The sequence below is a fragment of the Cupriavidus basilensis genome, assembly GCF_000876015.1.
GTDB classification, from domain to species: Bacteria; Pseudomonadota; Gammaproteobacteria; order Burkholderiales; family Burkholderiaceae; genus Cupriavidus; species Cupriavidus basilensis_B.
Genome location: NZ_BBQM01000002.1, coordinates 103,355 through 125,141 on the forward strand (window position 1 = coordinate 103,355; position 21,787 = coordinate 125,141).

Genomic DNA, 21,787 nt, shown 5'->3' on the forward strand with positions numbered 1-21,787 from the left:
CGGACCATGATGAAACGTCAAGAAAGCACCGCGTTGTCCCACCTGCCGTCCGGCCTGACCGGCTGGCATAGCCTGCTGCTGGCCGCGCTGCTGGCCGCTTTCGCGCTGCCTGCCGCGGCGCAGCTCAAGGCGCCCGGCGCCCAGCCGCGCGCCACCGGCATCTTCCTGCCGCAGGCGGGCGACAGCAGCGCCACTTCGCCGAGCCAGCCGCGCCTGGGCGTGACGCAGCCCGGCGCCACCGCCCAGCGCTCGCAGCTGGTGGACGAGGTGGTGGCGATCGTCGACAGCAGCGTGATCACACGGCGCGAGCTGCTGGACCGCGCCGACGAGATTGAGGGACAGCTGCGCGCCGCCAACCGGCCGGTGCCGGCGCGCGCCGACCTGCTCGGCGAGGTGCTGGAGCGCCTGGTGATGGAGCGCGTGCAGACGCAGGCCGCGCAGGACGCGGGCATCAAGGTGACCGACCAGGAAGTCGACCGCGCGGTCGAGTCGGTGGCGCAGCAGAACCGCATGAGCGTGACCGACCTGCGCTCGCAGGTCGAGCGCAGCGGCATGGCCTGGCCCAAGTACCGCGACGAGCTGCGCAAGCAGGTGCAGGTGATCCGCCTGCGCGAGCGCGAGGTCGACTCCAAGGTCCAGGTCTACGACGGCGAGATCGACAACTATCTCGCCGCGCGCGGCGGCCAGGGCGCCGCCGGCAGCGGCCCGACCGAGTACAACGTCGCCCAGATCCTGGTGCGCGTGCCGGAAGACGCCTCGGACGCCCAGAAGACCGCGCTGCGCGCCAAGGCCGAGGGCCTGCTCAAGCAGGTCCAGGGCGGCGCCGACTTCGCCCAGCTGGCGAAAGCCTCCGACTCGGCGGAAGCGGCCCAGGGCGGCGCGCTCGGCTTCCGCGAGATCGGCCGCCTGCCGGCGCTGTTCGCCAACGCCGTGCTCGACCTGCAGGTGGGCGCGGTGGCGCCGCAGGTGATCGAAAGCGCCAACGGCTTCCACGTGCTCAAGCTGGTGGCCAAGCGCACCGCGCCGGCCGCGGCGCCGAACCCGGCGGCCAGCGAGCGCATCGCCCAGACCCAGGTGCGCCACATCCTGATCCGCACCGGCCCCAACATGCCGGAAGCCGAGGCGCGCCGCCAGTTGTCCACGCTGCGCGACCGCATCACCCACGGGGGCGATTTCGCCGACGCCGCGCGCCGCTTCTCGCAGGACGGCTCCGCCTCCAACGGCGGCGACCTCGGCTGGGTCTCGCCCGGCGAGCTGGTGCCCGAGTTCGAGCAGGCCATGAGCCGGCTGCGCCCGGGCGAGGTATCCGAGCCGGTGGTCAGCCAGTTCGGCGTGCACCTGATCCAGGTCCTCGACCGCCGCGAAACCGAGATCACGCCGGAAAAGCAGCGCGATTTCGCCCGCGCCGAAGTGCGCGAGCAGAAGATCCGCGCGGCCTACGAAGACTGGCAGCGCCAACTGCGCCAGGCGGCCTACGTGGAATACCGCGTCAACCGCCAGCGTTCCGAGAATTGAGCGCGCGCGCCGCCGCCATGTCCGCACCGCTCGCGCTGGCCATCACCACCGGGGAGCCTGCCGGCATCGGCCCCGACATCACGGTGGGCGCCCTGCTGCAGATGGCCGGCGAGTACCCGCAGGCGCGCTTCCACGTGATCGGCGACGCGCGCCTGCTGGCCGAGCGCGCCGCCGCGCTCGGCGTGGCGCAGGCGTGGGCCCGCCGGCTGGCCGACGGCAGCGTGGCGAGCGAGGACATCGCGCTGTCGGTGCCGTGCCATGCCGGCCGGCTCGACGCGCGCAACGGCGACTACGTGCTGGCGCTGCTGGACCACGCCATCGACGGCTGCACGCCCGGCGCGGACGGCGCCGCGCGCTACGCCGGCATGGTCACGGCGCCGGTGCAGAAGAGCACCATCAATGACGCCGGCGTGCCGTTTACCGGCCACACCGAATACCTGGCCGAGCGCGCCGGCGTGCCGCGCGTGGTGATGATGCTGGCCGGCCCGCAGCCCGCGCACGCCAACGCCGTGCTGCGCGTGGCGCTGGCCACCACCCACCTGCCGCTGCGCGCGGTGCCCGACGCGATCGACGTGCCCATGCTGGTGCAGACGCTGGCCATCGTCGACGCCGACCTGCGCCGCCACTTCGGCATCGAGCGCCCGCGCATCCTGGTGACGGGGCTCAACCCCCATGCCGGCGAGAGCGGCCACATGGGCCACGAGGAAATCGACGTCATCATCCCCGCGCTGGCCGCGGCCGCCGACGCCGGCATCGACGCGCGCGGGCCCTATCCGGCCGACACGCTGTTTCAGCCGCGCCATCTCGACGGCGCCGACTGCGTGCTGGCGATGTACCACGACCAGGGCCTCGCGCCGCTCAAGTACGGCACCTTCGGGCACGGCGTCAACATCACGCTGGGCCTGCCCTTCATCCGCACGTCGGTCGACCACGGCACGGCGCTCGACCTGGCCGGCAGCGGCCGCGCCGAGCACGGCAGCATGATCGAGGCGATCCGCAATGCCATCGTCATGGCCGGACACGCCGGCGGCCGCCCGCGCGCCGTGCCGGCGGCAACCCGCTGAGGCCCGGCGAGAGCCGACGAGAGAGCTATGCGTTCCAACGTACATCAGGGCCACGTGGCCCGCAAACGATTCGGGCAGAACTTCCTGGTCGATGACGGCATCATCCACGGCATCGTCAGCGCCATCGACCCGCAGCCGGGCGACACCCTGGTCGAGATCGGCCCGGGCCTCGGCGCGCTGACCCAGCCGCTGCTCGAACGCCTGCCGCGGATGCAGGTGGTGGAGCTGGACCGCGACCTGGTCGAGCGCCTGCGCCGCCGCTACGGCGAGCGCCTGACCGTCCACGCCGGCGACGCGCTGGCCTTCGACTTCGGCAAGCTGCACGAGGCCGGCAAGCCGCTGCGCATCGTCGGCAACCTGCCGTACAACATCTCCAGCCCGCTGCTGTTCCACCTCGCCGCCTTCGCCGACCTCGTGCGCGACCAGCATTTCATGCTGCAGAAGGAAGTGGTGGAGCGCATGGTGGCCGAGCCCGGCAGCAAGGCCTTCGGCCGGCTGTCGATCATGCTGCAGGTGCGCTATCACATGGAGCACGTGCTGGACGTGCCGCCGGCCTCGTTCAACCCGCCGCCCAAGGTCGACTCCGCCGTGGTGCGCATGATCCCGTGGCCGCGCCAGGCCGACGGCCAGTTGCGCTCGCCGTATCCGGCCTGCGACCTGACCGTGCTTGGCGACGTGGTCGCCGCGGCGTTCTCGCAGCGGCGCAAGGTGCTGCGCAACACGCTGTCGATGCTGCGCGACCAGGTCGACTTCGACGCGCTGGGCTTCGACCTGAGCCGGCGCGCCGAGGAAGTGCCGGTGGCCGACTACGTCGGGCTGGCGCGCCAGCTCGAACTGCCCGCCGCGTGAGGTCGCTGCGATGATGCGCGCCATGCCGACCCGTATGCTCCGCGTCCATCGCTGGCGCCGCCGCTGAAGCGAGCGGCGCGCCGTCATCGATCCGGACATCCACCGACAGGTTCACCGACAGATCCACCGATCCCGACTTCAGCCGCCGCAGCCCGCCCGGCAGGCGCATCGCCCCGCCGGACCGCTGCGCGGCGCCACCCCTCCCAAGGAAATGCCATGACTAGCGAAACGCAGGCGCCCCGGCGCAAGGTCATCCTCACCGGCGACCGTCCCACCGGCCAGCTCCACCTCGGCCACTACGTCGGCTCGCTCAAGAGCCGCGTGGCGCTGCAGGATTCCCACCAGCAATACCTGCTGCTGGCCGACACCCAGGCCATGACCGACAACGCGCACGATCCCGACAAGGTGCGGCGCAACGTGCTGGAGGTGGCGCTCGACTACCTGGCGGTCGGCATCGATCCGGCCAAGACCACCATCACGGTGCAGTCCTACCTGCCCGCGCTGGCCGAGCTGACGCTGCTGTACCTGAACTTCGTCACGGTGGCCCGCCTCGAGCGCAACCCGACCATCAAGGAAGAGATCCAGGCGCGCGGCTTCGGCCGCGACATCCCGGCCGGCTTCCTGTGCTACCCGGCCGCGCAGGCCGCCGACATCACCGGCTTCAAGGCCGAGGTGGTGCCGGTGGGCGAGGACCAGGCGCCGCTGATCGAGCAGACCAACGAGATCGTGCGCCGCATCAACCACCAGGTCGGGCGCGACGTGCTGCCCGAGGCCGCCGCGCTGATCCCGCGCTTCGGCCGCCTGCCCGGCGTCGACGGCAAGGCCAAGATGAGCAAGTCGCAGGGCAACGCGATCCCGCTCGCGGCCACGCCCGAGCAGATCAAGGAAGCGGTCATGCGCATGTACACCGACCCCAACCACCTCAAGGTGTCCGATCCGGGCCAGGTGGAAGGCAACGTGGTGTTCACCTACCTCGATGCGTTCGACGAGGCCGCCGACGAAGTGGCGGAACTGAAGGCGCACTACCGCCGCGGCGGCCTCGGCGACATGGTGCTCAAGCGCCGGCTCGAAGGCGTGCTGCAGGCGCTGCTGGCGCCGATCCGCGAGCGCCGCGAAGCGCTCGCCAAGGACCCGCAGCACGTGTTCGACATCCTGCGCCACGGCACCGAGCAGGCGCGCGGCATCACCCAGCGCACGCTCGACGAAGTGCGCGACGCGCTGGGCACGTTCCGCTTCTGAGTTTTTCGGGAAGGCGCGGCGCGCCGCTTCAGGCGCGCCGGTTCACCAGCACGATGCCGGCCAGCACCAGCACCGCCGCCACCGCGAAGCGCATGCCGACCGCGTCGTGCATCAGCACCACGCCGAACGCCACGCCGAACAGCGGCGTCAGGAACGAGAACACCGACAGCCGCGACGCCAGGTACTGGCGCAGCAGCCAGAACCACGTCAGGTAGCTGGCGAAGGCGATCAGCACCGACTGGTAGAACAGGCTCGCCAGCACCAGCCCGTCCACCTGCGCCTGCTGGTGCTGGCCCGCGCCCAGCGCCAGCGCCAGCAGCATCACCGCCGACACCGCCAGTTGGTAAAGCAGGGTCTTGCTCGGCGCCGCCGCGGCCAGCCGGCTGGCGCGCACCACCACCGTGGTGGCCGCCCACAGGAAACCCGCCAGGATGCCGAGCACGTCGCCGGCCAGCGTGCCGCCGCCATGCGCGGCCGGCGCCGCGATGCCGTCGGCAAAGGCCAGCGCCATGCCGCAAAAGGCCAGGCCCACGCCCAGCCACTGCCCGCGGCGCAGCCGCTCGCCGGGCACCATCGCATGCAGGCCGAGCGCCGTGAAGATCGGCGCGGTGTAGAGGAACACCGCCATGCGCGAGGCCGTGGTGTGGCCCAGCCCGACGAAGATGCAGAAAAACTCGCCGCCGAACAGCAGCCCGGCGAGCAGCCCGGGCCCGAGCGTGCCGTCGCGCGTCCACAGCGGCACGCGGCGCCACGCCGCGAAACCGAACACCAGCAGCGCCGCCACCGCCGAGCGCACGCCCGCCTGCAGCACCGCGCCCATCAGCGGCGCGGTCATCTTGATCACCACCTGCTGCAGGCCCCAGACCAGGCACAGCAGCACCATCAGGCCGATCGCGGTGCCGTCCAGCGGACGGCGGCTCAGCGCCGGCGCGCCCACCTCAAGGACGCGCCGCGTCGCGCGTGGAGTGGCGCTCGATCAGCTCGATCTTGTAGCCGTCCGGGTCCTCCACGAAGGCGATCACGGTAGTGCCGCCCTTGACCGGGCCCGCCTCGCGCGTGACCTTGCCGCCAGCCGCGCGGATACGCTCGCAGGCCGCCGCGGCGTCGTCGGTCTCCAGCGCGACGTGGCCGTAGGCGGTGCCCATCTCGTACTTGTCGACGCCGTAGTTGTAGGTCAGCTCCAGCACGGCCGTCTCGGATTCCGGGCCATAGCCGACGAAGGCCAGGCGGTACTTGTATTCGGGGTTGTCGCTCTGGCGCAGCAGTTGCATGCCGAGGATGCGGGTGTAGAAGTCGATCGAGCGCTGGAGGTCGCCGACGCGGAGCATGGTGTGGAGGAGACGCATTTTTGGGGTTTGGTTGTTGGTGGGGGAGGAGGGTATTTTAGACGGGATGGGGGGTGGGCTTCAAAGGTGGCTGCATGACGTCAGTCTGCTGAGCTTCAAAGTCAACGGCTTTAACGTCAAAGGCTGAACGTCAAAGGCTTAAAGTCAAAGTCAAAGTCAAAGTCAAAGTCAAAGTCAACTTCAAAGTCAAAGGCTTTCGCTCCCCCGGAGCGACCTACTTTCTTTTCCCCGAAAAGAAAGTAGGCAAAGAAAGCGGGCTGCCTGGCCGGCAGGGGCAGAAACGTTGGGGTTTCTCTTGTTGGTGGTTTCGTGGTGGGGCCTGTGGTTCTGCTGGCCTGCTGCCGTTACCGGTTCGGCTGGCCACGATCTGGCTGGCGGTGGTGGTTTCGGGGTCAGACCTATGATGGCGGGCGGACTGCTGGTTCGGGCATCTGCCGTTACCGGTTTTGGCGGTCACGGCGTAGCACCGGCACTGGTTTCGTGGTGGGCGTGGTGGACCCCGCGCGGGTGTGCTGGGTTGCTTTGAACCGGATTGCCTCTCAAGTCAAAACCGTTTGGCAGTGAGATCGAATGGGGGGCCACCACGCCCACCACGAAACCAGCATCGTTCCTACGACGCATCCCTCCGCCCCGGTCGCGGCAGCAGCCTGAAGGGCCTGGACCAACGCCATCATGCAGCGCCACCACGAATCGAACACCGTCCGAGAGAACGTGGCCGCCAAAACCGGTACCGGCAGAACCCCAGCAGAACCACCACCCCCACCACGAAACCACCAACCCGAGAAACCCTGTTCGGCTCTGCCCCTGCCGGCTAGGCAGCCCGCTTTCTTTGCCTACTTTCTTTTCGGGGAAAAGAAAGTAGGTCGCTCCGGGGGAGCGAAAGCCTTTGACTTTGAGGTTGACTTTGACTTTGACTTTAAGCCTTTGACGTTAAAGCCGTTGACTTTGAAGCTCAGCAGACTGACGTCAAACCCCCTCTCAAAAAGTCGGCAACAACTCCGGCGGATGCGCCCGCAACTGCGCCCTCGCATCCCGAAACTCAGGAAAAATCGACGCCACCGTATCCCAGAACCTGGGACTATGGTTCATCTCCTTGAGATGCGCCAGCTCATGCGCCGCCACATAGTCGATCATCGACATCGGAAAATGCATCAGCCGCCAGTTCAGCCGGATCTTGCCGTCGGCGGTGCAACTGCCCCAGCGCGTGGCGGCGGAGGTGAGCGCGAACGCGCTGTGCCGCACGCCGAGCTTTTCGGCGTAGACGTCCAGGCGCTGGGACAGCAGGCGCCTGGCCTGATGCTGCAGCCAGCCCTGCACGCGGTCCTTGATCTGCTGCTCGTCGGCGTGCGGCGGCAGCGCGAGGTGCAGCACGCGGGTGTCGGCGTCGAACAGCAGGATGCCGGCGGGGGACTCGAGCTGCAGCGTGATGGCCTGGCCCAGGAAGGGCAGGCTGGCGCCTTCGCGCCATTGCACGGTGGGCAGCACGCGCCGGGCTTCGCGGTGCCGCCACTCGCCGAGCTTGTTGAAGATCCAGCGCTGCTTTTCGAGGATCGCGGATTCGATGTCGGCCAGCGTCACCCAGCGCGGCGCGGTGATGGACAGGCCGCGGTCGTCGACGGTGAAGCCGATGGTCCGGCGCGACGAGCGCTTGAGCGTGTAGTGCACGCTGCGTTCGCCCACCTGCAGGCGGCGGGCGTTGGGCTGCGGCAGCGGCCAGGGCTGGGCGCCGGGCAGGAGGGGCTGCGCCGGTGTGCATCCGCCCGGCGCCGCGCCGGATGCCGCGCCGTCGCCCGCGAGGGCGTCGGACAGCGGCAACTCCATCTGGGAACCAGGGGCGTCGGGGGATTGGCGCAGCAATTTCATGCGGGCTCGCGGCTCCGGTAGCTCTGGGCGTCGATTCTACGCATATCTTGCTCGATCCACGTCTCCACCTCCTGGTTGAGCTGGTCGGCGGTCTTGTTGGCCGAGGAAATCGGCGCGCCCACGGAGACCGTGATGGTGCCAGGGTACTTCATGAAGGCGTTGCGCGGCCACAGGCGGCCGGAGTTGACCGCGATCGGCACCACCCACGCGCCGGCCTCCACCGCCAGGCGCGCGCCGCCGCTCTTGTAGCGCGGCTTTTCCATGCCCGCGGGCGTGCGCGTGCCTTCCGGGAACATGATGATCCAGGCGCCCTCGGCCAGCCGCTCGCGGCCCTGGCGCACGGCCGAGGCGAACGCGCGCGTGCCTTCCTTGCGGTTGATGTGCACCATCTTGAGCATGCCCAGCGCCCAGCCGAAGAACGGCACCATCAGCAGCTCGCGCTTGAACACGAAGCACATCGGCTTGGGCATGGTGGCGACGTAGGCCACGGTCTCCCAGGCCGACTGGTGCTTGGACAGCACCACCACCGGCTTGTCGAGCACGCCGTCGAAGTTCTCGTAGCCCTCGAAGCGGTAGCGGATGCCGCAGATCAGCGTGGCGGCGGCGATCACCAGCCGCGGCCAGCCGCGCACGAAGGCGTAGCGGCGGTTGGCGCTCATGAACGGAAAGGCGATGAAGCACGCGCAGGCGTAGGGCGGCGTCAGCACCAGCAGGTACAGCGCGAACAGCAGGGAGCGGAGAAAGATCATCGGTGCGGGGAAAGGGCGAAAGGGCGCAGGGGATTCAGGAGGCGGCCAGGCGCGGGGCGCCGTCGCCGGTGAGCAGCCAGCGCGCGAACGCGCGCAGGTCATCGTGGACCAGCGTGCCGGCCGGCAGGCCGCCCTTGGCCAGGGTCTCCCGGCCCTTGCCGGTCAGCACCAGGTGCGGGGCGCAGGCCACCGCCACGCCGGCTTCGAGGTCGCGCAGCGAGTCGCCCACCAGCGGCACGCCCTTGAGCTCCACGCCGAAGCGCTCGGCCAGTTGCTCCAGCATGCCGGGCTTGGGCTTGCGGCAGTCGCAGCCGTCGGCGGCGGTATGCGGGCAGAAGAACACGGCGTCGACGCGCCCGCCGAGATGGGCCAGCGCCTTGTGCATCTTTTCATGCATGGCGTTGAGCGCGCTCATCTCGAACAGGCCGCGGCCGATGCCGGACTGGTTGCTGACGATCACCACGCGGTAGCCGGCCTGGTTGAGCGAGGCGATCGCTTCCAGGCTGCCTTCGATGGCGATCCATTCGTCCGGCGTCTTGATGAACTGGTCGCTGTCGAGGTTGACCACCCCGTCGCGGTCGAGGATGACGAGCTTGGGCGGAGTCTGCGGCATGATGGTCTCCCGGTTCGGTGCGCCCGCCTACGCGGCGAGCTTGGAGATGTCGGCCACGCGGTTGGCCAGCACGTGCAGCGAGGCCAGCAGCGCGAGCCGGTTGGCGCGCAGCTGCGCGTCCTCGGCCATCACCATGACGTCGTTGAAGAAGCGGTCCACCGCGTCGCGCAACTGCGCCAGGTCGCGCAGCGCGGCGGCGAAGTCGCCGCCGGCGAAGGCGGCCTCCACCTGCGGGCGCACGCTCTCGACGGCGGCATGCAGCGCGCTCTCGGCGGCTTCCTGCAGCAGCGCGGGCTGCACCTGGCCCACCGGCTCGGTGTTCTTGCGCAGGATGTTGGTGATGCGCTTGTTGGCCGCGGCCAGCGCCTCGGCCTGCGGCAGCGCGGCGAAGGTGCGCACCGCTTCCAGGCGGGCCAGGATGTCGTCCAGGCGCCGCGGGCGCTGGCTCACCACCGCTTCCACCTCGTTGGTGGTGTAGCCCTTGTCCTTGAGGTAGCCGCGCAGGCGGTCGTAGAGGAAGTCGGCGATGGCGTCCTGCGCGGGCTTGACCGCGGCGATGCCGGCGAACGACTGCTGCGCGATCTCCAGCAGCGTGTCCAGCGCCAGCGGCAGCGGCGTCTCCACCAGCATGCGCAGGATGCCCAGCGCGTGGCGGCGCAGCGCGAACGGATCCTTCTCGCCGGTCGGCGACAGGCCGATGCCCCAGATGCCGACCAGCGTCTCGAGCTTGTCGGCCAGCGCCACGGCCAGGCTCACCGGGCCGGCCGGCAGCGCGTCGCCGGCGAAACGCGGGCGGTAGTGCTCGGAGCAGGCCAGCGCCACTTCCTCGGCCTCGCCGTCGTGGCGCGCGTAGTAGGTGCCCATCGTGCCCTGCAGCTCGGGGAACTCGCCCACCATGTCGGTCAGCAGGTCGGCCTTGGCCAGCTCGGCGCCGCGCATGGCGGCGGCCTTGTCCACGGCGATGCCGGCCGCGGCCAGCGCGTCGGCGATGTGGCCGGCGATCTGCTGCAGGCGCTGCACGCGGTCGAGCTGCGAGCCGATCTTGTTGTGGTAGACCACGCTGCCCAGTTGCGGCACGCGCGAGGCCAGGGTCTTCTTGCGGTCCTGGTCGAAGAAGAACTTGGCGTCGGCCAGGCGCGGGCGCACCACGCGCTCGTTGCCGGTGATGATGGACTGCGGCGTGTCGGTGGCGAGGTTGGAGACGATCAGGAAGCGGTTGCGCAGGTGGCCGGCGGCGTCGGTCAGCGCGAAGTACTTCTGGTTGGTCTGCATGGTCAGGATCAGGCATTCCTGCGGCACTTCGAGGAAGGCTGCCTCGAAATGGCAGGCGTAGACCACCGGCCATTCCACCAGCGAGTTGACTTCGTCGAGCAGCGCGTCGGGCATGATGACGCGGTCGTCGCCGGCCTGTTCCAGCAGCGCGGCGCGGATGCGCTCGCGGCGCGCGGCGTAGCCGGCCAGCACGCGGCCCCGGCTTTCCAGCACGGCGGCGTATTCGCCGGCGTGGGCGATCTCGATCGCGCCGTCGGACAGGAAGCGGTGGCCCTGCGTGGTGCGGCCGGCCTGCAGGCCGAGTGCCGTCACCGGCACGACTTCGGCGCCCAGCAGCGCGATCAGGCGGTGCGCGGGGCGCACGAAGTGCACGGTGCTGCCGTCCGGGCGCTGGTAGCTCATCACCTTGGGGATGGGCAGTTTGGCGATAGTGTCGTCGAGCGCCGCCTGCAGGCCCGCGACCAGCTCGGCGCCGCGCGCGGTGTAGCGGTGGAAGAAGGCGTCGGCCTTGCCGTCGGAGGCGCGCTCCAGGCTGCGCCAGTCGATCGATTCCACGCCCACCGACCTGGCCAGCGCGGCCAGCTTCTTGGCCAGCGGCGGGGTCGGCTCGCCGTTGGCGTCGAGCGCCACCGACAGCGGCAGCACCTTCTCGCGCTGCTCGCGGTCGGGCGCGTTGCGGCGCACGCGGGTCACTTGCGCGGCCAGGCGGCGCGGCGTGGCGAACGCGGTCACGGCCGCGCCGTCACCCAGCAGGCCCTGCGCCGAGAGGCCGGCGAACAGGCCCTGCGCGAAGGCTTCGCCCAGGCGCGCCAGCGCCTTGGGCGGCAGCTCTTCGGTGAACAGCTCGATCAGCAGCGTATCGTTCGAATCGGTCAGGAGTTGCGACATGAATCGTTTCCAGCAAGTTGGGGCACGCGCTGCGCGTCAGCAGCGCGGTGCGGTAGTGGGTTCTACGCCGGACAGCAGCCACAGGCCGTTCTGCTGGCGGAATTGCAGCGTGGTCGCCACGCACTGCGTGTCCGCGCCGGCGGGGCTGCTGCCGCGCGCGCCGGACGCGCCCGCGCCCGGGCGCGGCGCGAAGAAGCGAGCGTCGAGCCGGCGCAGGCGCCGGTCGTAGCGGATCTCGTCGATGCGGCCGCTGACCCAGAAATCGATCCGGGGCGGCAGTTGCGCGGCGGAATAATAGGTCTTGACCAGGCGCTTCACGCGGCCGTTGACGGTCTGCGTCTCGGTCCAGGTCAGCGGGTAGCGGATCGCGCTCTCGTAGGCGCGCAGCGGCACGCGGTGCCAGCCCAGGTCCTTGGAGCCGGACAGGTCGCACGAGAACGTGCGCACCAGTTGGGTCCACTGGTCGAGCGCGTTGTTGGGGCCGAACGCACCATGCCAGTGCCGGTCGATGGCCTGCTGCAGCGCCTGCGGGTTGGCCTCGCACACGTTGGACAGGTCGGCCGGCAGGTACAGCGCCTGCGGGCTGGGCACGGGCACGGTGGCGCCGGCCGCGCCGCGCGCGGCCAGGGCCAGCACCGCCAGGGCAGCGCCCCGGCGCCAGGCGCCGCGCGCGGCGCGCGTCATGCGGCGGCCTCGCGGTCGCACATCGGGAAGCCCAGCGCCTCGCGCGATTCGTAATAGGCCTGCGCGACCGAGCGCGACAGGTTGCGGATGCGGCCGATGTAGGCGGCGCGCTCGGTGACGGAGATGGCGCCGCGCGCGTCCAGCAGGTTGAAGGTGTGCGCGGCCTTGAGCAGCTGCTCGTAGGCGGGCAGCGGCAGGCGCCTGGCGGCCTCGGCTTCCTGTCCTTCGGCGGCGCCCATCAGGCGCTTGGCCTCGGCCTCATGCTCGGCGAAATGGCGGAACAGGATCTCGGTGTTGCTCTGCTCGAAGTTGTAGGTGGACTGCTCCACCTCGTTCTGGTGGTACACGTCGCCGTAGGTCAGGCGGCGGGTCTTGCCGTTCTCTTCCCACTCGGTCCAGACCAGGTCGTAGACGTTCTCGACCTTCTGCAGGTACATCGCCAGCCGCTCGATGCCGTAGGTGATCTCGCCGGTGATCGGCTTGCAGTCGATGCCACCGACCTGCTGGAAGTAGGTGAACTGGGTCACTTCCATGCCGTTGAGCCAGACTTCCCAGCCCAGGCCCCAGGCGCCCAGCGTGGGGTTCTCCCAGTCGTCCTCGACGAAGCGGATGTCGTTCTGCTTGAGGTCCAGGCCCAGCGCCTCGAGCGAGCCCAGGTACAGCTCCAGGATGTTCTCGGGCGCGGGCTTGAGCACCACCTGGTACTGGTAATAGTGCTGCAGGCGGTTGGGGTTCTCGCCGTAGCGGCCATCCTTGGGGCGGCGCGACGGCTGCACGTAGGCGGCGCGCCACGGCTCCGGCCCGATCGCGCGCAGGAAGGTGTGCACGTGCGAGGTTCCGGCGCCGACCTCCAGATCGATGGGTTGCAAGAGTGCGCAGCCCTGCCGGTCCCAGTAGGACTGCAGGGTGAGGATCATTTGTTGGAAGGTCAGCATAGGCGAAGACGGCAAAGACGACGGCGAAGACAAGTAGGGGCCCGCATGGGGTGCTCGATCACGCAGGGCCGGCAGGCGAGGGCGCCGCCGCGGCGGCAAAAGTCGCCAGAAGTCGCCGGGGCGTCGCACGGAGTTCGTGCCAAACCCCGAATTCTATCGGTTTTTTCCGCCAGGCCCGTCATCGGCACGGCCCTTGCATGTCATGGCGCGCTGGCGGGGCGTTTCGGGTGGCATCGGGGCGCTGTCGGGGGCGCTGTCGGCGCTCCGCAACGAATCGGGTAAACACCGAAGCCCCCTAAAGTCCCTGCCGATACTTGTCGATAGCGTTTTTGTATACAGTATTAGGCAGAGCCGCGCGCAGCGCCGTCATTGCTGCCGCAGCGGCCGAACCATCCGAATTCATCCACACGGACACCCAAACGGGGACACTGGTCATGTCGCTTCTTTCTCGCAAGCCCTATCTCGTCGCCATCGCCGTGATGATCGCCGCCGCGCTGCTGTCCGCCGTGGCGGGCGTCTCGGCCTAGCCCGGCCCGGGCCCGCTGCCTAGCCGCGCGCGCGCCGCCGCCAGGCGGCGGCCAGCACCAGCACGCAGCCCGCCAGCGCCGGCACGTTGCCCCAGCGCACGAACGGCGTGAAGCCCTGCGTGCCCTGCACGGTGGCCGTCAGCGTGCCGACCGTGAAGGTGGGCAGGCGCGCGCTCACCACGCCGTCGGGCGCGACCACGGCGGTCATGCCGGTGTTGGTCGAGCGCAGCATCGGCCGGCGCGTCTCCAGCGCGCGCATGCGCGAGATCTGCAGATGCTGGTCCAGCGCGATGGTGTCGCCGAACCACGCCAGGTTGGTCACGTTGGCCAGGATGTTGGCCGGCACCGGCTGGCTGCGCAGGGTCTCGGCGATTTCCTCGCCGAACAGATCCTCGTAGCAGATGTTGGGCGCCACCATGATGCCGCGCACCGGCAGCGGCGCCTGGTCCAGCCCGCCGCGGCGGAAATCCCCGAGCGGCATCTTCATCATGTCGACGAACCAGTGGAAGCCGAACGGGATGAACTCGCCGAACGGCACCAGGTGGTGCTTGTTGTAGCGGTAGAGCTGCTGCGTCAGCGGGCCCAGGCCGAACACGCTGTTGGTGAAGTCCACCGGCGAGTCCGCGCCGGCCGCGCCGAACAGCACGGTGGTGCTGCTGGCCGCGCTGAAGTCGCGCACGGCGATGGCGATGTCCACCGGCAGGTCCTGCAGGATGACCGGGAACGCGGTTTCCGGCGTGACCACGAGGTCGGCCGGCGTGGCCGTGATCAGGTCGCGGTACAGCTCCAGCGAGCGCTGCACGCCGGCCGGCTCGAACTTGATGTCCTGCGCCACGTTGCCTTGCAGCAGCCGCACCGAGATGGGCTTGCCGGCCGGCGTGGTCCAGGCCAGCGGCGCCAGCGCCGCGCCGGCCAGCGGCAGCGCGGCGGCGACCGCCAGCGCGAGCCAGCCGCCGCGCCGGCCATCGCGCCGGTCATCACGCCGGTCGTTGCGGGCAAAGCCGCGCACCGCCGCCGCCAGCAGCGCGGCCACGGCGCCGGCCAGCGCGCCGATGCCGTACACGCCGACCAGCGGCGCGAAGCCGGCCAGCGGACCGTCGCTGTGGGCATAGCCGCTGGCCAGCCACGGGAAGCCGGTAAACACCACGCCGCGCAGCCATTCCGACAGGCCCCACGCGGCGCCGAAGGCCAGCGGCATCAGCAGCGCCGAAGCCCGCGCGCGCGCGCCCAGCCAGTGCCAGGCCGCGGCGGCCAGCGCCGGGTAGAGCGAGAGATAGGCGGCGAACAGCAGCACGGCCAGGAGCGCCATCCAGGCCGGCATCTCGCCATAGACGTGCATGCTGATGTAGAGCCACCACACGCCGGACAGGAACCAGCCCAGGCCGAAGGCGTAGCCGGCGGCGGCGGCGCCGCGCGCGCGCGGCGCGTCGGCGACCAGCGCCACCAGCCCGGCCAGCGACAGCAACTGCAGCCACCACCAGGTGTGGGGCGCGTAGGCCTGGGTGTGGGCCACGCCGAGCACCGCGGCCAGCAGCAGGCGCGGCAGGCCGGCGCCGCGCGCGCGTTCGCGCCCGGCGGCGGCCGCACCGGTCCGGTCCGGGAACGGGCTCCTCATGCGCCGTCCAGGCCGGACGGCACGGCGGGCGCCTCGCGGCGCACCAGCAGCAGGTGTACCTGGCGCGCGTCGGCGCGCAGGACCTCGAAGCGCACCGGCGGCAGCACCACCACTTCGCCGCGGTGCGGGACGTGGCCGAGGTGGTTGCTCAGCAGGCCGCCCACGGTGTCCACGTCCTGGTCGGAGAAGTGGGTGCCGAAGACCTCGTTGAACTGCTCGATCTCGGTCAGGCCGTGCACGCGCCAGCCGCCGTCGGGCAGTTGCACGATGTTGTCGTGGTCCTCGTCGAGGTCGAACTCGTCCTCGATGTCGCCCACGATCTGCTCCAGCACGTCCTCGATCGTGACCAGCCCGGCGACGCCGCCGTACTCGTCCACCACCATCGCGATGTGGTTGCGGTTGATGCGGAACTCGCGCAGCAGGATGTTCAGGCGCTTGGATTCGGGGATGAAGACCGCCGGGCGCAGGGTCTCGCGCAGGTCGAACTGTTCGTCCGTGTAGTAGCGCAGCAGGTCCTTGGCCAGCAGGATGCCGATGACGTTGTCGCGGCTGCCCTCGTAGACGGGAAAGCGCGAGTGCGCGGTCTGCCGCATGAAGGGGATGAAGCTGTCCGGCGCGTCGGCGATGTTGACCATGTCCATCTGGCCGCGCGGCACCATGATGTCGCGCGCGGTCAGCTCGGAGACCTGGAACACGCCCTCGATCATGGAGAGGGAGTCGGCGTCGATCAGGTTGCGGGCGTGCGCATCCTGCAGCACCGCAAGCAGTTCAACGCGGGATTCGGGCTCGGGGGAGATGAAATCCGAGAGCCGTTCGAGCAGGGATCGGGGTCGGTCGACTGGCTTCGAACTGGGATAAGGGTCGTTCATGGCGCGGCGAGCGCGTGGTGGAGATCGGTCAAAGGATACACCAAAAGAGTTTGCGTTCCGTGACAGCGCAAGGCCGTGCGGCGCGGGCGCCGCACCGCGCGGCCCCGGGCGCGGCGGGCTCAGGCGGCCTTGCCGCGCACGAGGTAGGGATCGGCGAAACCGAGCGCCTGCAGGGTCTCGGTCTCGATCGCCTCCATCTCCTCGGCCTCGGCGTCGTCCTCGTGCTCGTAGCCCTGCGCGTGCAGCACGCCGTGCACGATCAGGTGGGCATAGTGTGCCTCGAGCGGCTTTTTCTGCTCGCGCGCTTCGCGCTCCACCACCGGGCAGCACAGCACGATGTCGCCGCTGACCGGGTCGGACTCGTGCTCGGCGTAGGCAAAGGTCAGCACATTGGTGGCGTAGTCCTTGCCGCGGTAGCTGCGGTTCAGGCCGCGGCCTTCTTCCTCGCCGACGAAGCGCACGGTCAGCGCGGCGTCGGCGTACAGCGCCGATTTCACCCAGGTCTGCACCTTGCGCTGCGTGGGCAGGCCGCGGCGGCCCCGCATGCCGTTGCCGTACTGCAGCGCGAGGTCGAGTTCGGGCGGCGTGGCGGGCGTGCCCGTGGTGGTGACCAGCGGGGTGGCGGTGACGGCCACCGAGAGCGCGTCGTGGTTGTCCGGGCGCACCAGCAGGCCGGCCTGCTGGCGGTCGTCGGTGTGCTCGGCCAGCAGCGCGAGCACGCCGTCGGCGGCCTGCGACAGGTCCACGGTGAGGCTGCGGCCGTCGGCCAGCTGCACGCGCAGCGCATGCGCCTGGGTCTTGCGCGCGCGCCCGTCGGCGTCGAACAGGATCAGGCTGGCGGCGGCGTTCTTGATATTGGTGTTTACGGTCATTCGGTCAGGCATCCCGGTGCTGGGCATGGTATTCGTCATAGGCATCCACGATGCGCGCCACCAGCGGATGGCGCACCACGTCGATGCTCGTAAAGCGCGTCATGGCCACGCCGCGCACGTCGCGCAGCACGTGCTGCGCCTCCACCAGGCCGCTTTTCTGGCCGCGCGGCAGGTCGATCTGCGTGGTGTCGCCGGTGATCACCGCCTTGGAGCCGAAGCCGATGCGCGTGAGGAACATCTTCATCTGCTCCGGCGTGGTGTTCTGCGCTTCGTCGAGGATGATGAAGGCATGGTTGAGCGTGCGCCCGCGCATGTAGGCCAGCGGCGCGATCTCGATCATCTGGCGCTCGAACATCTTCTGCGTGCGGTCGAAGCCGAGCAGGTCGTAGAGCGCGTCGTAGAGCGGGCGCAGGTAGGGGTCGACCTTCTGCGCCAGGTCGCCGGGCAGGAAGCCCAGGCGCTCGCCAGCCTCCACCGCCGGGCGCGTGAGCACGATGCGCTTGACCGCGTCGCGCTCGAGCGCGTCCACCGCGCAGGCCACCGCCAGGTAGGTCTTGCCGGTGCCGGCCGGGCCGATGCCCAGCGTCAGATCGTGGGCCAGGATGTTGCGCAGGTAGTCGCGCTGCATCGGCGTGCGGCCCTGCAGCCCGGTGCGGCGCGTGTGCAGCACCGGCGAGCTGTCCTCGCCCGTGCCGGCCTCGGCGGCATCGGCGCCCTCGGGCACGTAGCCGCCGTGCGCGGCCGACTGGCGCGCCTCCACCAGGCCGAGCTGCACGTCGTCGATCGACAGCGCGCCGCGCGCCTGGTTGTAGAAGCGCTCGAGCGCCGCGGCGGCCTCGCGCGCGTAGGCGCCGCGCACCGTCATGCGGTGGCCGCGGCGCTGGATGGTGACGTCGAGCGCCTGCTCGATCTGGCGCAGGTTCTCGTCCAGCGGCCCGCACAGGTTCTGCAGGCGGGTGTTGTCGTCCTTGGGGGCGACGAATTCGGCTGAGGGGATCTTCATCTGGGCGGTCTTGTTCTTGTCGTTCCGGTCTGCATGGGCGCGGTTCGCGCGGCGCTACTGGCGCACCACGATCTCGCCGCGCAGCGAGTGCGGGAAGGCCTCGGTGATCGCCACCTCCACCATCTCGCCCACCAGGCGGTCGCGGCCGGCCTGCGGCACGCCGGGCAGCGCGAAGTTCACCACGCGGTTGTTCTCGGTGCGGCCGTGCAGCTCGGTCGGGTCCTTGCGCGCCGGGCCTTCGACCAGGATGCGCTGCACCGTGCCGACCATGCCGCGGCTGATGCGCTGCACGTTTTCCTCGATGGTGGCCTGCAGGCGCTGTAGGCGGCGCAGCTTGACCTCGTGCGGCGTGTCGTCGGACAGGCTGGCCGCCGGCGTGCCGGGGCGCGGGCTGAAGATGAACGAGAACGAGGTGTCGTAGCCGATCTCCTCGATCATCGCCATCAGCTTGTCGAAGTCGGCGTCGGTCTCGCCGGGGAAGCCGACGATGAAGTCCGACGACAGCGACATGTCCGGGCGGATCGCGCGCAACTTGCGGATGATGCTCTTGTACTCCAGCACGCTGTAGCCGCGCTTCATCGCCATCAGGATGCGGTCCGAGGCATGCTGCACCGGCAGGTGCAGGTGGTTGACCAGCTTCGGGCAGCGCGCGTACATCTCGATCAGGCGCGGCGTGAATTCCTTCGGGTGGCTGGTGGTGTAGCGGATGCGCTCGATGCCGGGGATCTCGGCCACGTACTCGATCAGCAGCGCGAAGTCGGCGATCTCGCTGGTGCCGCCCATCGCGCCGCGGTAGGCGTTGACGTTCTGGCCCAGCAGCGTGACCTCGCGCACGCCCTGTCCGGCCAGGCCGGCGATTTCCGCCAGCACGTCCTCGAACGGGCGCGAGACTTCCTCGCCGCGCGTGTAGGGCACCACGCAGTAGCTGCAATACTTGGAGCAGCCTTCCATGATCGAGACGAACGCGCTCGGGCCTTCCACGCGCGCCGGCGGCAGGTGGTCGAACTTCTCGATCTCGGGGAACGAGATGTCCACCTGCGAGCGGCCGGTCTGGCGGCGGCGGTTGATCATCTCGGGCAGGCGGTGCAGCGTCTGCGGGCCGAACACCACGTCCACGTAGGGCGCGCGCTGCACGATGGCCGCGCCTTCCTGGCTGGCCACGCAGCCGCCCACGCCGATCACCAGTTCGGGCTTGAGCGCCTTGAGCGCCTTCATGCGGCCCAGCTCCGAGAACACCTTCTCCTGCGCCTTCTCGCGCACCGAGCAGGTGTTGAAGAGGATCACGTCGGCGTCCTCGGGGTTGTCGGTCTTCTCCAGGCCGTCGGTGGCGTGGAGCACGTCTACCATCTTGTCCGAGTCGTACTCGTTCATCTGGCAGCCGTAGGTCTTGATGAATACTTTCTTCATGGTGCCGGTCTCAGTGGTTTACCTGGGGGCATCAGGGTTTGGGGGACGAATGCGGTCGTGGCCGCGGATTGCAGCCACGAATGGCAGCCACGGACGGCGGTCACTGCGCCGTCTTCTCCTTCTGCTCCTGCTCGCTCAGCACCCACGCCGTCAGCAACTGGCCGTAGAGATCCAGCCTGAAGCGCACCGGCAGCTTCTGGCCGGCTACCGCGGCGACCGGCAGCAACTGGTTGTCGGTGCCGAACAGCCGCAGCCCCGGCGCCACGCCCACGGCCTTGCCGTCGAGCGTGGCCGACAGCGGCGCGCTGGCCGACGGCGTGGCCAGCACCAGCTGCGCGCGCGCCGCGTCGGCGGGAATCACGCGCAGCGGCACCTGCGCCAGCGCGCCGGCCGGCAACAGGGCGGCGCCCGCCGCAAGCGTGGCCAGCGTGGCGGCAAGCAGACAGGCACGGATGGTCGGCGCGCGGCGCGCGGCGCGGTTGGCTGGCATGGGGGCTCCGGCGAGAGGTTCGGGAATGGTTCGGAACAGCCTCGGCAAGGCTTCGGCAAGCAAAGGGCAACCCGCCATTCTACCCGCTCGCGCCATCCCTGGCGCCCCGCAGGCCCGCCGCTAGAACAGGCTGGATGCCTCTTGCAGCACACGCTGCTTCGACACCGTACCCATCAACTCGCGCCCGGCCGCGTCGCGCACCAGCGGGATGCGGTTGAGCGCGTGGTGGGTAAACAGTTGCAGCGCGTCGGGCAGGTGGGACTCCGGCGTCAGCGTGGGGAAGTCGCGCTCGCACAGCGCCGCCAGCGCCGCGCCCGGCTGCTCGCGCAGCGCGCGCTGCACGGCGTGGATCGACAGCGCGCCGAGCAGGCGGCCCTCGGGGCACACCACGTACAGATAGCGCGTGCCGGTCTCGGCGAACTTGTCGCTGGCCTGCGCGAGCGTGGCGTCGGGGCCGATGATGGTGTCGGTCGGGTCGCACAGCCCGGCCAGCGTCAGGGCGCGCGCGCGCTCGGCCGCGGCCGAGGCCTGGGTGCGCTCCGCTACCACGCTGTAGAGCGACAGCGTCTGGCAGCGCGAGGCGGTGTAGTACGCCGCCGCCGCGCCGATCATGCCCGGCAGCAGCAGCGCCGGCGCCAGCGTCATCTCGAACACCATCAGCACCGACATCAGCGGCGCCTGGCTGGTGGCGGCCAGGAACGCGGCCATGCCCACCAGCGGCAGCAGCGGCGCGCCGGCGCCGCCCGGCACGGCCGGCGCCAGCAACTGGCCCAGCGCCGCGCCCACGAACAGCGACGGCGTGAACACCCCGCCCACCGCGCCCGAGCCCATGCTCAGCACCGTGGCCGCCAGCTTGGCCAGCAGCACCGCCGCCAGCGGCACGCTCAGCGCATGCGCCTGCAGGATGGACTGGATGGTGTAGTAGCCGTTGCCCACCACCTCGGGCACCCGCATCGCCAGCACGCCCACCAGCGCGCCGCCCAGCGCCAGGCGCGGCACCAGCCCGCCGGGCACGTGCGAGAAGGCGGCCCTGGCCAGGCTCGAGGCGCGCATGAAGCCGGCGCCGGCCACGCCCGCGAGCACGCCCAGCAGCGCGGCGGCCAGCAGCATCGGCGGGTGCAGCAGGTCCGACGGCACGCTCAGCCCCGGGTAGAGCGGCTGCAGGCCGCCGTGCAGCTGGCTGACCACGGTGCCGGCCACCGAGGCCAGGAACAGCGGCATCAGCCGCTGCACCGCCACCGCGCCGAACACCACCTCGGCGACGAACACCGCCGCCGAGAGCGGCGTGTGATAGACCGAGGCCAGCCCGGCCGCGGCGGCGCAGGCGGTGAGCATGCGCCGCAGGTTGGTGTCGCCGTCCGGCCCCGGGCGCCCGCGCGCCGACGGGAACACCGAGCCGCACAGCGCGGCGAGCTGGATCATGGCGCCTTCCTTGCCGACCGAGCTGCCGGTGACGATCGAGCAGAACGAGGACAGCGCGCGCAGCAGCGTGATGCGCACCGGCAGGCGTCCGGTGCCGCTGGCCACCGCTTCCATATAGTCGGACACGCCGGGCTGGGCCGCGTTGAGGCGCGCGGCGGCGCTCAGCAGCAGACCCGCCACCACGCCGCCGAGCGTCGGGATCGCCACGCGCCAGGCCAGCGCCAGCCCGGCGAACACGGTGACGATGTCGGCGCGCGTGCCGAACATGGCCAGCCCGCTGGCGTCCAGCGCCTCCTTGAACAGGGTGGTGACGATGGCGGCGGCGATCCCCACCGGGATGGCGGTGAAAAGGGTGACTTCCTGGTCTTCGATGAATCGGAACCGCATCGTGTCTGCATCCGGGGGCGAGGGGGGATGCGCCGCCGCCCGCCCGCGCCGCGGCCACGGGCCAGGCGGGGCAAGGCTTGGCTGGCAGCATCATAGCGCAGGGGGCGGCGCTTTTTTTCGGGGTTTGCCCGCCGGGCCGCGGCGGGCGGCGGCGCCGGGATCTTGCCGCAAACGAGGT

Annotated in this window: 19 protein-coding genes; 4 read left to right on the forward strand and 15 right to left on the reverse strand. The window is 70.3% G+C overall.

Features of this window, described 5'->3' with window-relative positions; genetic code table 11:
* Nucleotides 1-9: 9 nt before the first annotated feature.
* The 4 genes from KF708C_RS01395 to trpS all read left to right on the forward strand — a co-directional run bounded on the left by KF708C_RS01395 (nt 10) and on the right by trpS (nt 4,667).
* Nucleotides 10-1,515, forward strand: coding sequence for a peptidylprolyl isomerase (locus KF708C_RS01395; RefSeq protein ID WP_029044335.1), 1,506 nt, complete (start codon nt 10-12; stop codon nt 1,513-1,515).
* 17 nt (nt 1,516-1,532) lie between these two features.
* Nucleotides 1,533-2,579 (forward strand): 4-hydroxythreonine-4-phosphate dehydrogenase PdxA, encoded by a 1,047-nt coding sequence (gene pdxA, locus KF708C_RS01400; RefSeq protein ID WP_059410515.1) that lies wholly within the window; start codon nt 1,533-1,535, stop codon nt 2,577-2,579.
* Between the two features lie 27 nt (nt 2,580-2,606).
* The gene (rsmA, locus tag KF708C_RS01405; protein ID WP_020206453.1) at nt 2,607-3,428 is read left to right on the forward strand and encodes a 16S rRNA (adenine(1518)-N(6)/adenine(1519)-N(6))-dimethyltransferase RsmA; all 822 of its coding nucleotides are present in this window, start codon (nt 2,607-2,609) and stop codon (nt 3,426-3,428) included.
* A 216-nt stretch (nt 3,429-3,644) separates the two neighbouring features.
* On the forward strand, nt 3,645-4,667 hold the full coding sequence (gene trpS, locus KF708C_RS01410) for a tryptophan--tRNA ligase (protein WP_020206454.1): 1,023 nt from the start codon (nt 3,645-3,647) through the stop codon (nt 4,665-4,667).
* A gap of 28 nt (nt 4,668-4,695) precedes the next feature.
* Here the strand turns inward: trpS and KF708C_RS01415 are convergent, their stop codons facing one another.
* The 15 genes from KF708C_RS01415 to KF708C_RS01485 form a co-directional block, all read right to left on the reverse strand.
* Nucleotides 4,696-5,550 (reverse strand): DMT family transporter, encoded by an 855-nt coding sequence (locus KF708C_RS01415; RefSeq protein ID WP_059410516.1) that lies wholly within the window; start codon nt 5,548-5,550, stop codon nt 4,696-4,698.
* Between the two features lie 55 nt (nt 5,551-5,605).
* On the reverse strand, nt 5,606-6,013 hold the full coding sequence (gene gloA, locus KF708C_RS01420) for a lactoylglutathione lyase (protein ID WP_029044337.1): 408 nt from the start codon (nt 6,011-6,013) through the stop codon (nt 5,606-5,608).
* A gap of 978 nt (nt 6,014-6,991) precedes the next feature.
* Nucleotides 6,992-7,876, reverse strand: coding sequence for a M48 family metallopeptidase (locus tag KF708C_RS01425; RefSeq protein ID WP_029044374.1), 885 nt, complete (start codon nt 7,874-7,876; stop codon nt 6,992-6,994).
* Nucleotides 7,873-8,625, reverse strand: a complete 753-nt coding sequence (locus KF708C_RS01430; protein ID WP_020206609.1) for a lysophospholipid acyltransferase family protein — start codon at nt 8,623-8,625, stop codon at nt 7,873-7,875. Before KF708C_RS01430 ends, KF708C_RS01425 begins: the two co-directional genes overlap by 4 nt.
* 34 nt (nt 8,626-8,659) lie before the next feature.
* The gene (gmhB, locus tag KF708C_RS01435; RefSeq protein ID WP_020206608.1) at nt 8,660-9,238 is read right to left on the reverse strand and encodes a D-glycero-beta-D-manno-heptose 1,7-bisphosphate 7-phosphatase; all 579 of its coding nucleotides are present in this window, start codon (nt 9,236-9,238) and stop codon (nt 8,660-8,662) included.
* A 27-nt stretch (nt 9,239-9,265) separates the two neighbouring features.
* Nucleotides 9,266-11,398, reverse strand: coding sequence for a glycine--tRNA ligase subunit beta (gene glyS, locus KF708C_RS01440; RefSeq protein WP_059410495.1), 2,133 nt, complete (start codon nt 11,396-11,398; stop codon nt 9,266-9,268).
* A 36-nt stretch (nt 11,399-11,434) separates the two neighbouring features.
* Nucleotides 11,435-12,082 carry a hypothetical protein gene (locus tag KF708C_RS01445; RefSeq protein ID WP_059410496.1) on the reverse strand — a complete coding sequence of 216 codons (648 nt, stop codon included), beginning with the start codon at nt 12,080-12,082 and terminating at the stop codon, nt 11,435-11,437.
* Nucleotides 12,079-13,017: a glycine--tRNA ligase subunit alpha gene (gene glyQ / locus KF708C_RS01450; RefSeq protein WP_020424012.1), complete on the reverse strand. Its 939-nt coding sequence runs from the start codon at nt 13,015-13,017 to the stop codon at nt 12,079-12,081. Before glyQ ends, KF708C_RS01445 begins: the two co-directional genes overlap by 4 nt.
* 546 nt (nt 13,018-13,563) lie before the next feature.
* Entirely contained in the window at nt 13,564-15,159 is a 1,596-nt protein-coding gene (gene lnt / locus KF708C_RS01455; RefSeq protein WP_059410497.1) for an apolipoprotein N-acyltransferase, read from the reverse strand.
* Nucleotides 15,156-16,028: an HlyC/CorC family transporter gene (locus KF708C_RS01460; protein ID WP_059410498.1), complete on the reverse strand. Its 873-nt coding sequence runs from the start codon at nt 16,026-16,028 to the stop codon at nt 15,156-15,158. The genes lnt and KF708C_RS01460 overlap by 4 nt, the downstream gene beginning before the upstream one ends.
* A 119-nt stretch (nt 16,029-16,147) precedes the next feature.
* The gene (gene ybeY, locus KF708C_RS01465; RefSeq protein WP_059410499.1) at nt 16,148-16,900 is read right to left on the reverse strand and encodes an rRNA maturation RNase YbeY; all 753 of its coding nucleotides are present in this window, start codon (nt 16,898-16,900) and stop codon (nt 16,148-16,150) included.
* 4 nt (nt 16,901-16,904) lie between these two features.
* On the reverse strand, nt 16,905-17,903 hold the full coding sequence (locus KF708C_RS01470) for a PhoH family protein (protein WP_059410500.1): 999 nt from the start codon (nt 17,901-17,903) through the stop codon (nt 16,905-16,907).
* A 54-nt stretch (nt 17,904-17,957) separates the two neighbouring features.
* Nucleotides 17,958-19,310, reverse strand: a complete 1,353-nt coding sequence (gene miaB / locus KF708C_RS01475) for a tRNA (N6-isopentenyl adenosine(37)-C2)-methylthiotransferase MiaB (protein ID WP_059410501.1) — start codon at nt 19,308-19,310, stop codon at nt 17,958-17,960.
* A gap of 100 nt (nt 19,311-19,410) precedes the next feature.
* Complete coding sequence (locus KF708C_RS01480; RefSeq protein ID WP_059410502.1) at nt 19,411-19,800, reverse strand: hypothetical protein; 390 nt, start codon at nt 19,798-19,800, stop codon at nt 19,411-19,413.
* 120 nt (nt 19,801-19,920) lie between these two features.
* Nucleotides 19,921-21,609, reverse strand: coding sequence for a ClcB-like voltage-gated chloride channel protein (locus KF708C_RS01485; protein WP_059410503.1), 1,689 nt, complete (start codon nt 21,607-21,609; stop codon nt 19,921-19,923).
* Nucleotides 21,610-21,787 lie beyond the last annotated feature (178 nt).

Bases quoted from the DNA above. Each gene is read 5' to 3' on its own strand.
- KF708C_RS01395 (WP_029044335.1), top strand. From the start codon at position 10: ATGAAACGTCAAGAAAGCACCGCGTTGTCCCACCTGCCGTCCGGCCTG.
- pdxA (WP_059410515.1), top strand. From the start codon at position 1,533: ATGTCCGCACCGCTCGCGCTGGCCATCACCACCGGGGAGCCTGCCGGC.
- rsmA (WP_020206453.1), top strand. From the start codon at position 2,607: ATGCGTTCCAACGTACATCAGGGCCACGTGGCCCGCAAACGATTCGGG.
- trpS (WP_020206454.1), top strand. From the start codon at position 3,645: ATGACTAGCGAAACGCAGGCGCCCCGGCGCAAGGTCATCCTCACCGGC.
- KF708C_RS01415 (WP_059410516.1), bottom strand. From the start codon at position 5,550: ATGGTGCTGCTGTGCCTGGTCTGGGGCCTGCAGCAGGTGGTGATCAAG.
- gloA (WP_029044337.1), bottom strand. From the start codon at position 6,013: ATGCGTCTCCTCCACACCATGCTCCGCGTCGGCGACCTCCAGCGCTCG.
- KF708C_RS01425 (WP_029044374.1), bottom strand. From the start codon at position 7,876: ATGAAATTGCTGCGCCAATCCCCCGACGCCCCTGGTTCCCAGATGGAG.
- KF708C_RS01430 (WP_020206609.1), bottom strand. From the start codon at position 8,625: ATGATCTTTCTCCGCTCCCTGCTGTTCGCGCTGTACCTGCTGGTGCTG.
- gmhB (WP_020206608.1), bottom strand. From the start codon at position 9,238: ATGCCGCAGACTCCGCCCAAGCTCGTCATCCTCGACCGCGACGGGGTG.
- glyS (WP_059410495.1), bottom strand. From the start codon at position 11,398: ATGTCGCAACTCCTGACCGATTCGAACGATACGCTGCTGATCGAGCTG.
- KF708C_RS01445 (WP_059410496.1), bottom strand. From the start codon at position 12,082: ATGACGCGCGCCGCGCGCGGCGCCTGGCGCCGGGGCGCTGCCCTGGCG.
- glyQ (WP_020424012.1), bottom strand. From the start codon at position 13,017: ATGCTGACCTTCCAACAAATGATCCTCACCCTGCAGTCCTACTGGGAC.
- lnt (WP_059410497.1), bottom strand. From the start codon at position 15,159: ATGAGGAGCCCGTTCCCGGACCGGACCGGTGCGGCCGCCGCCGGGCGC.
- KF708C_RS01460 (WP_059410498.1), bottom strand. From the start codon at position 16,028: ATGAACGACCCTTATCCCAGTTCGAAGCCAGTCGACCGACCCCGATCC.
- ybeY (WP_059410499.1), bottom strand. From the start codon at position 16,900: ATGACCGTAAACACCAATATCAAGAACGCCGCCGCCAGCCTGATCCTG.
- KF708C_RS01470 (WP_059410500.1), bottom strand. From the start codon at position 17,903: ATGAAGATCCCCTCAGCCGAATTCGTCGCCCCCAAGGACGACAACACC.
- miaB (WP_059410501.1), bottom strand. From the start codon at position 19,310: ATGAAGAAAGTATTCATCAAGACCTACGGCTGCCAGATGAACGAGTAC.
- KF708C_RS01480 (WP_059410502.1), bottom strand. From the start codon at position 19,800: ATGCCAGCCAACCGCGCCGCGCGCCGCGCGCCGACCATCCGTGCCTGT.
- KF708C_RS01485 (WP_059410503.1), bottom strand. From the start codon at position 21,609: ATGCGGTTCCGATTCATCGAAGACCAGGAAGTCACCCTTTTCACCGCC.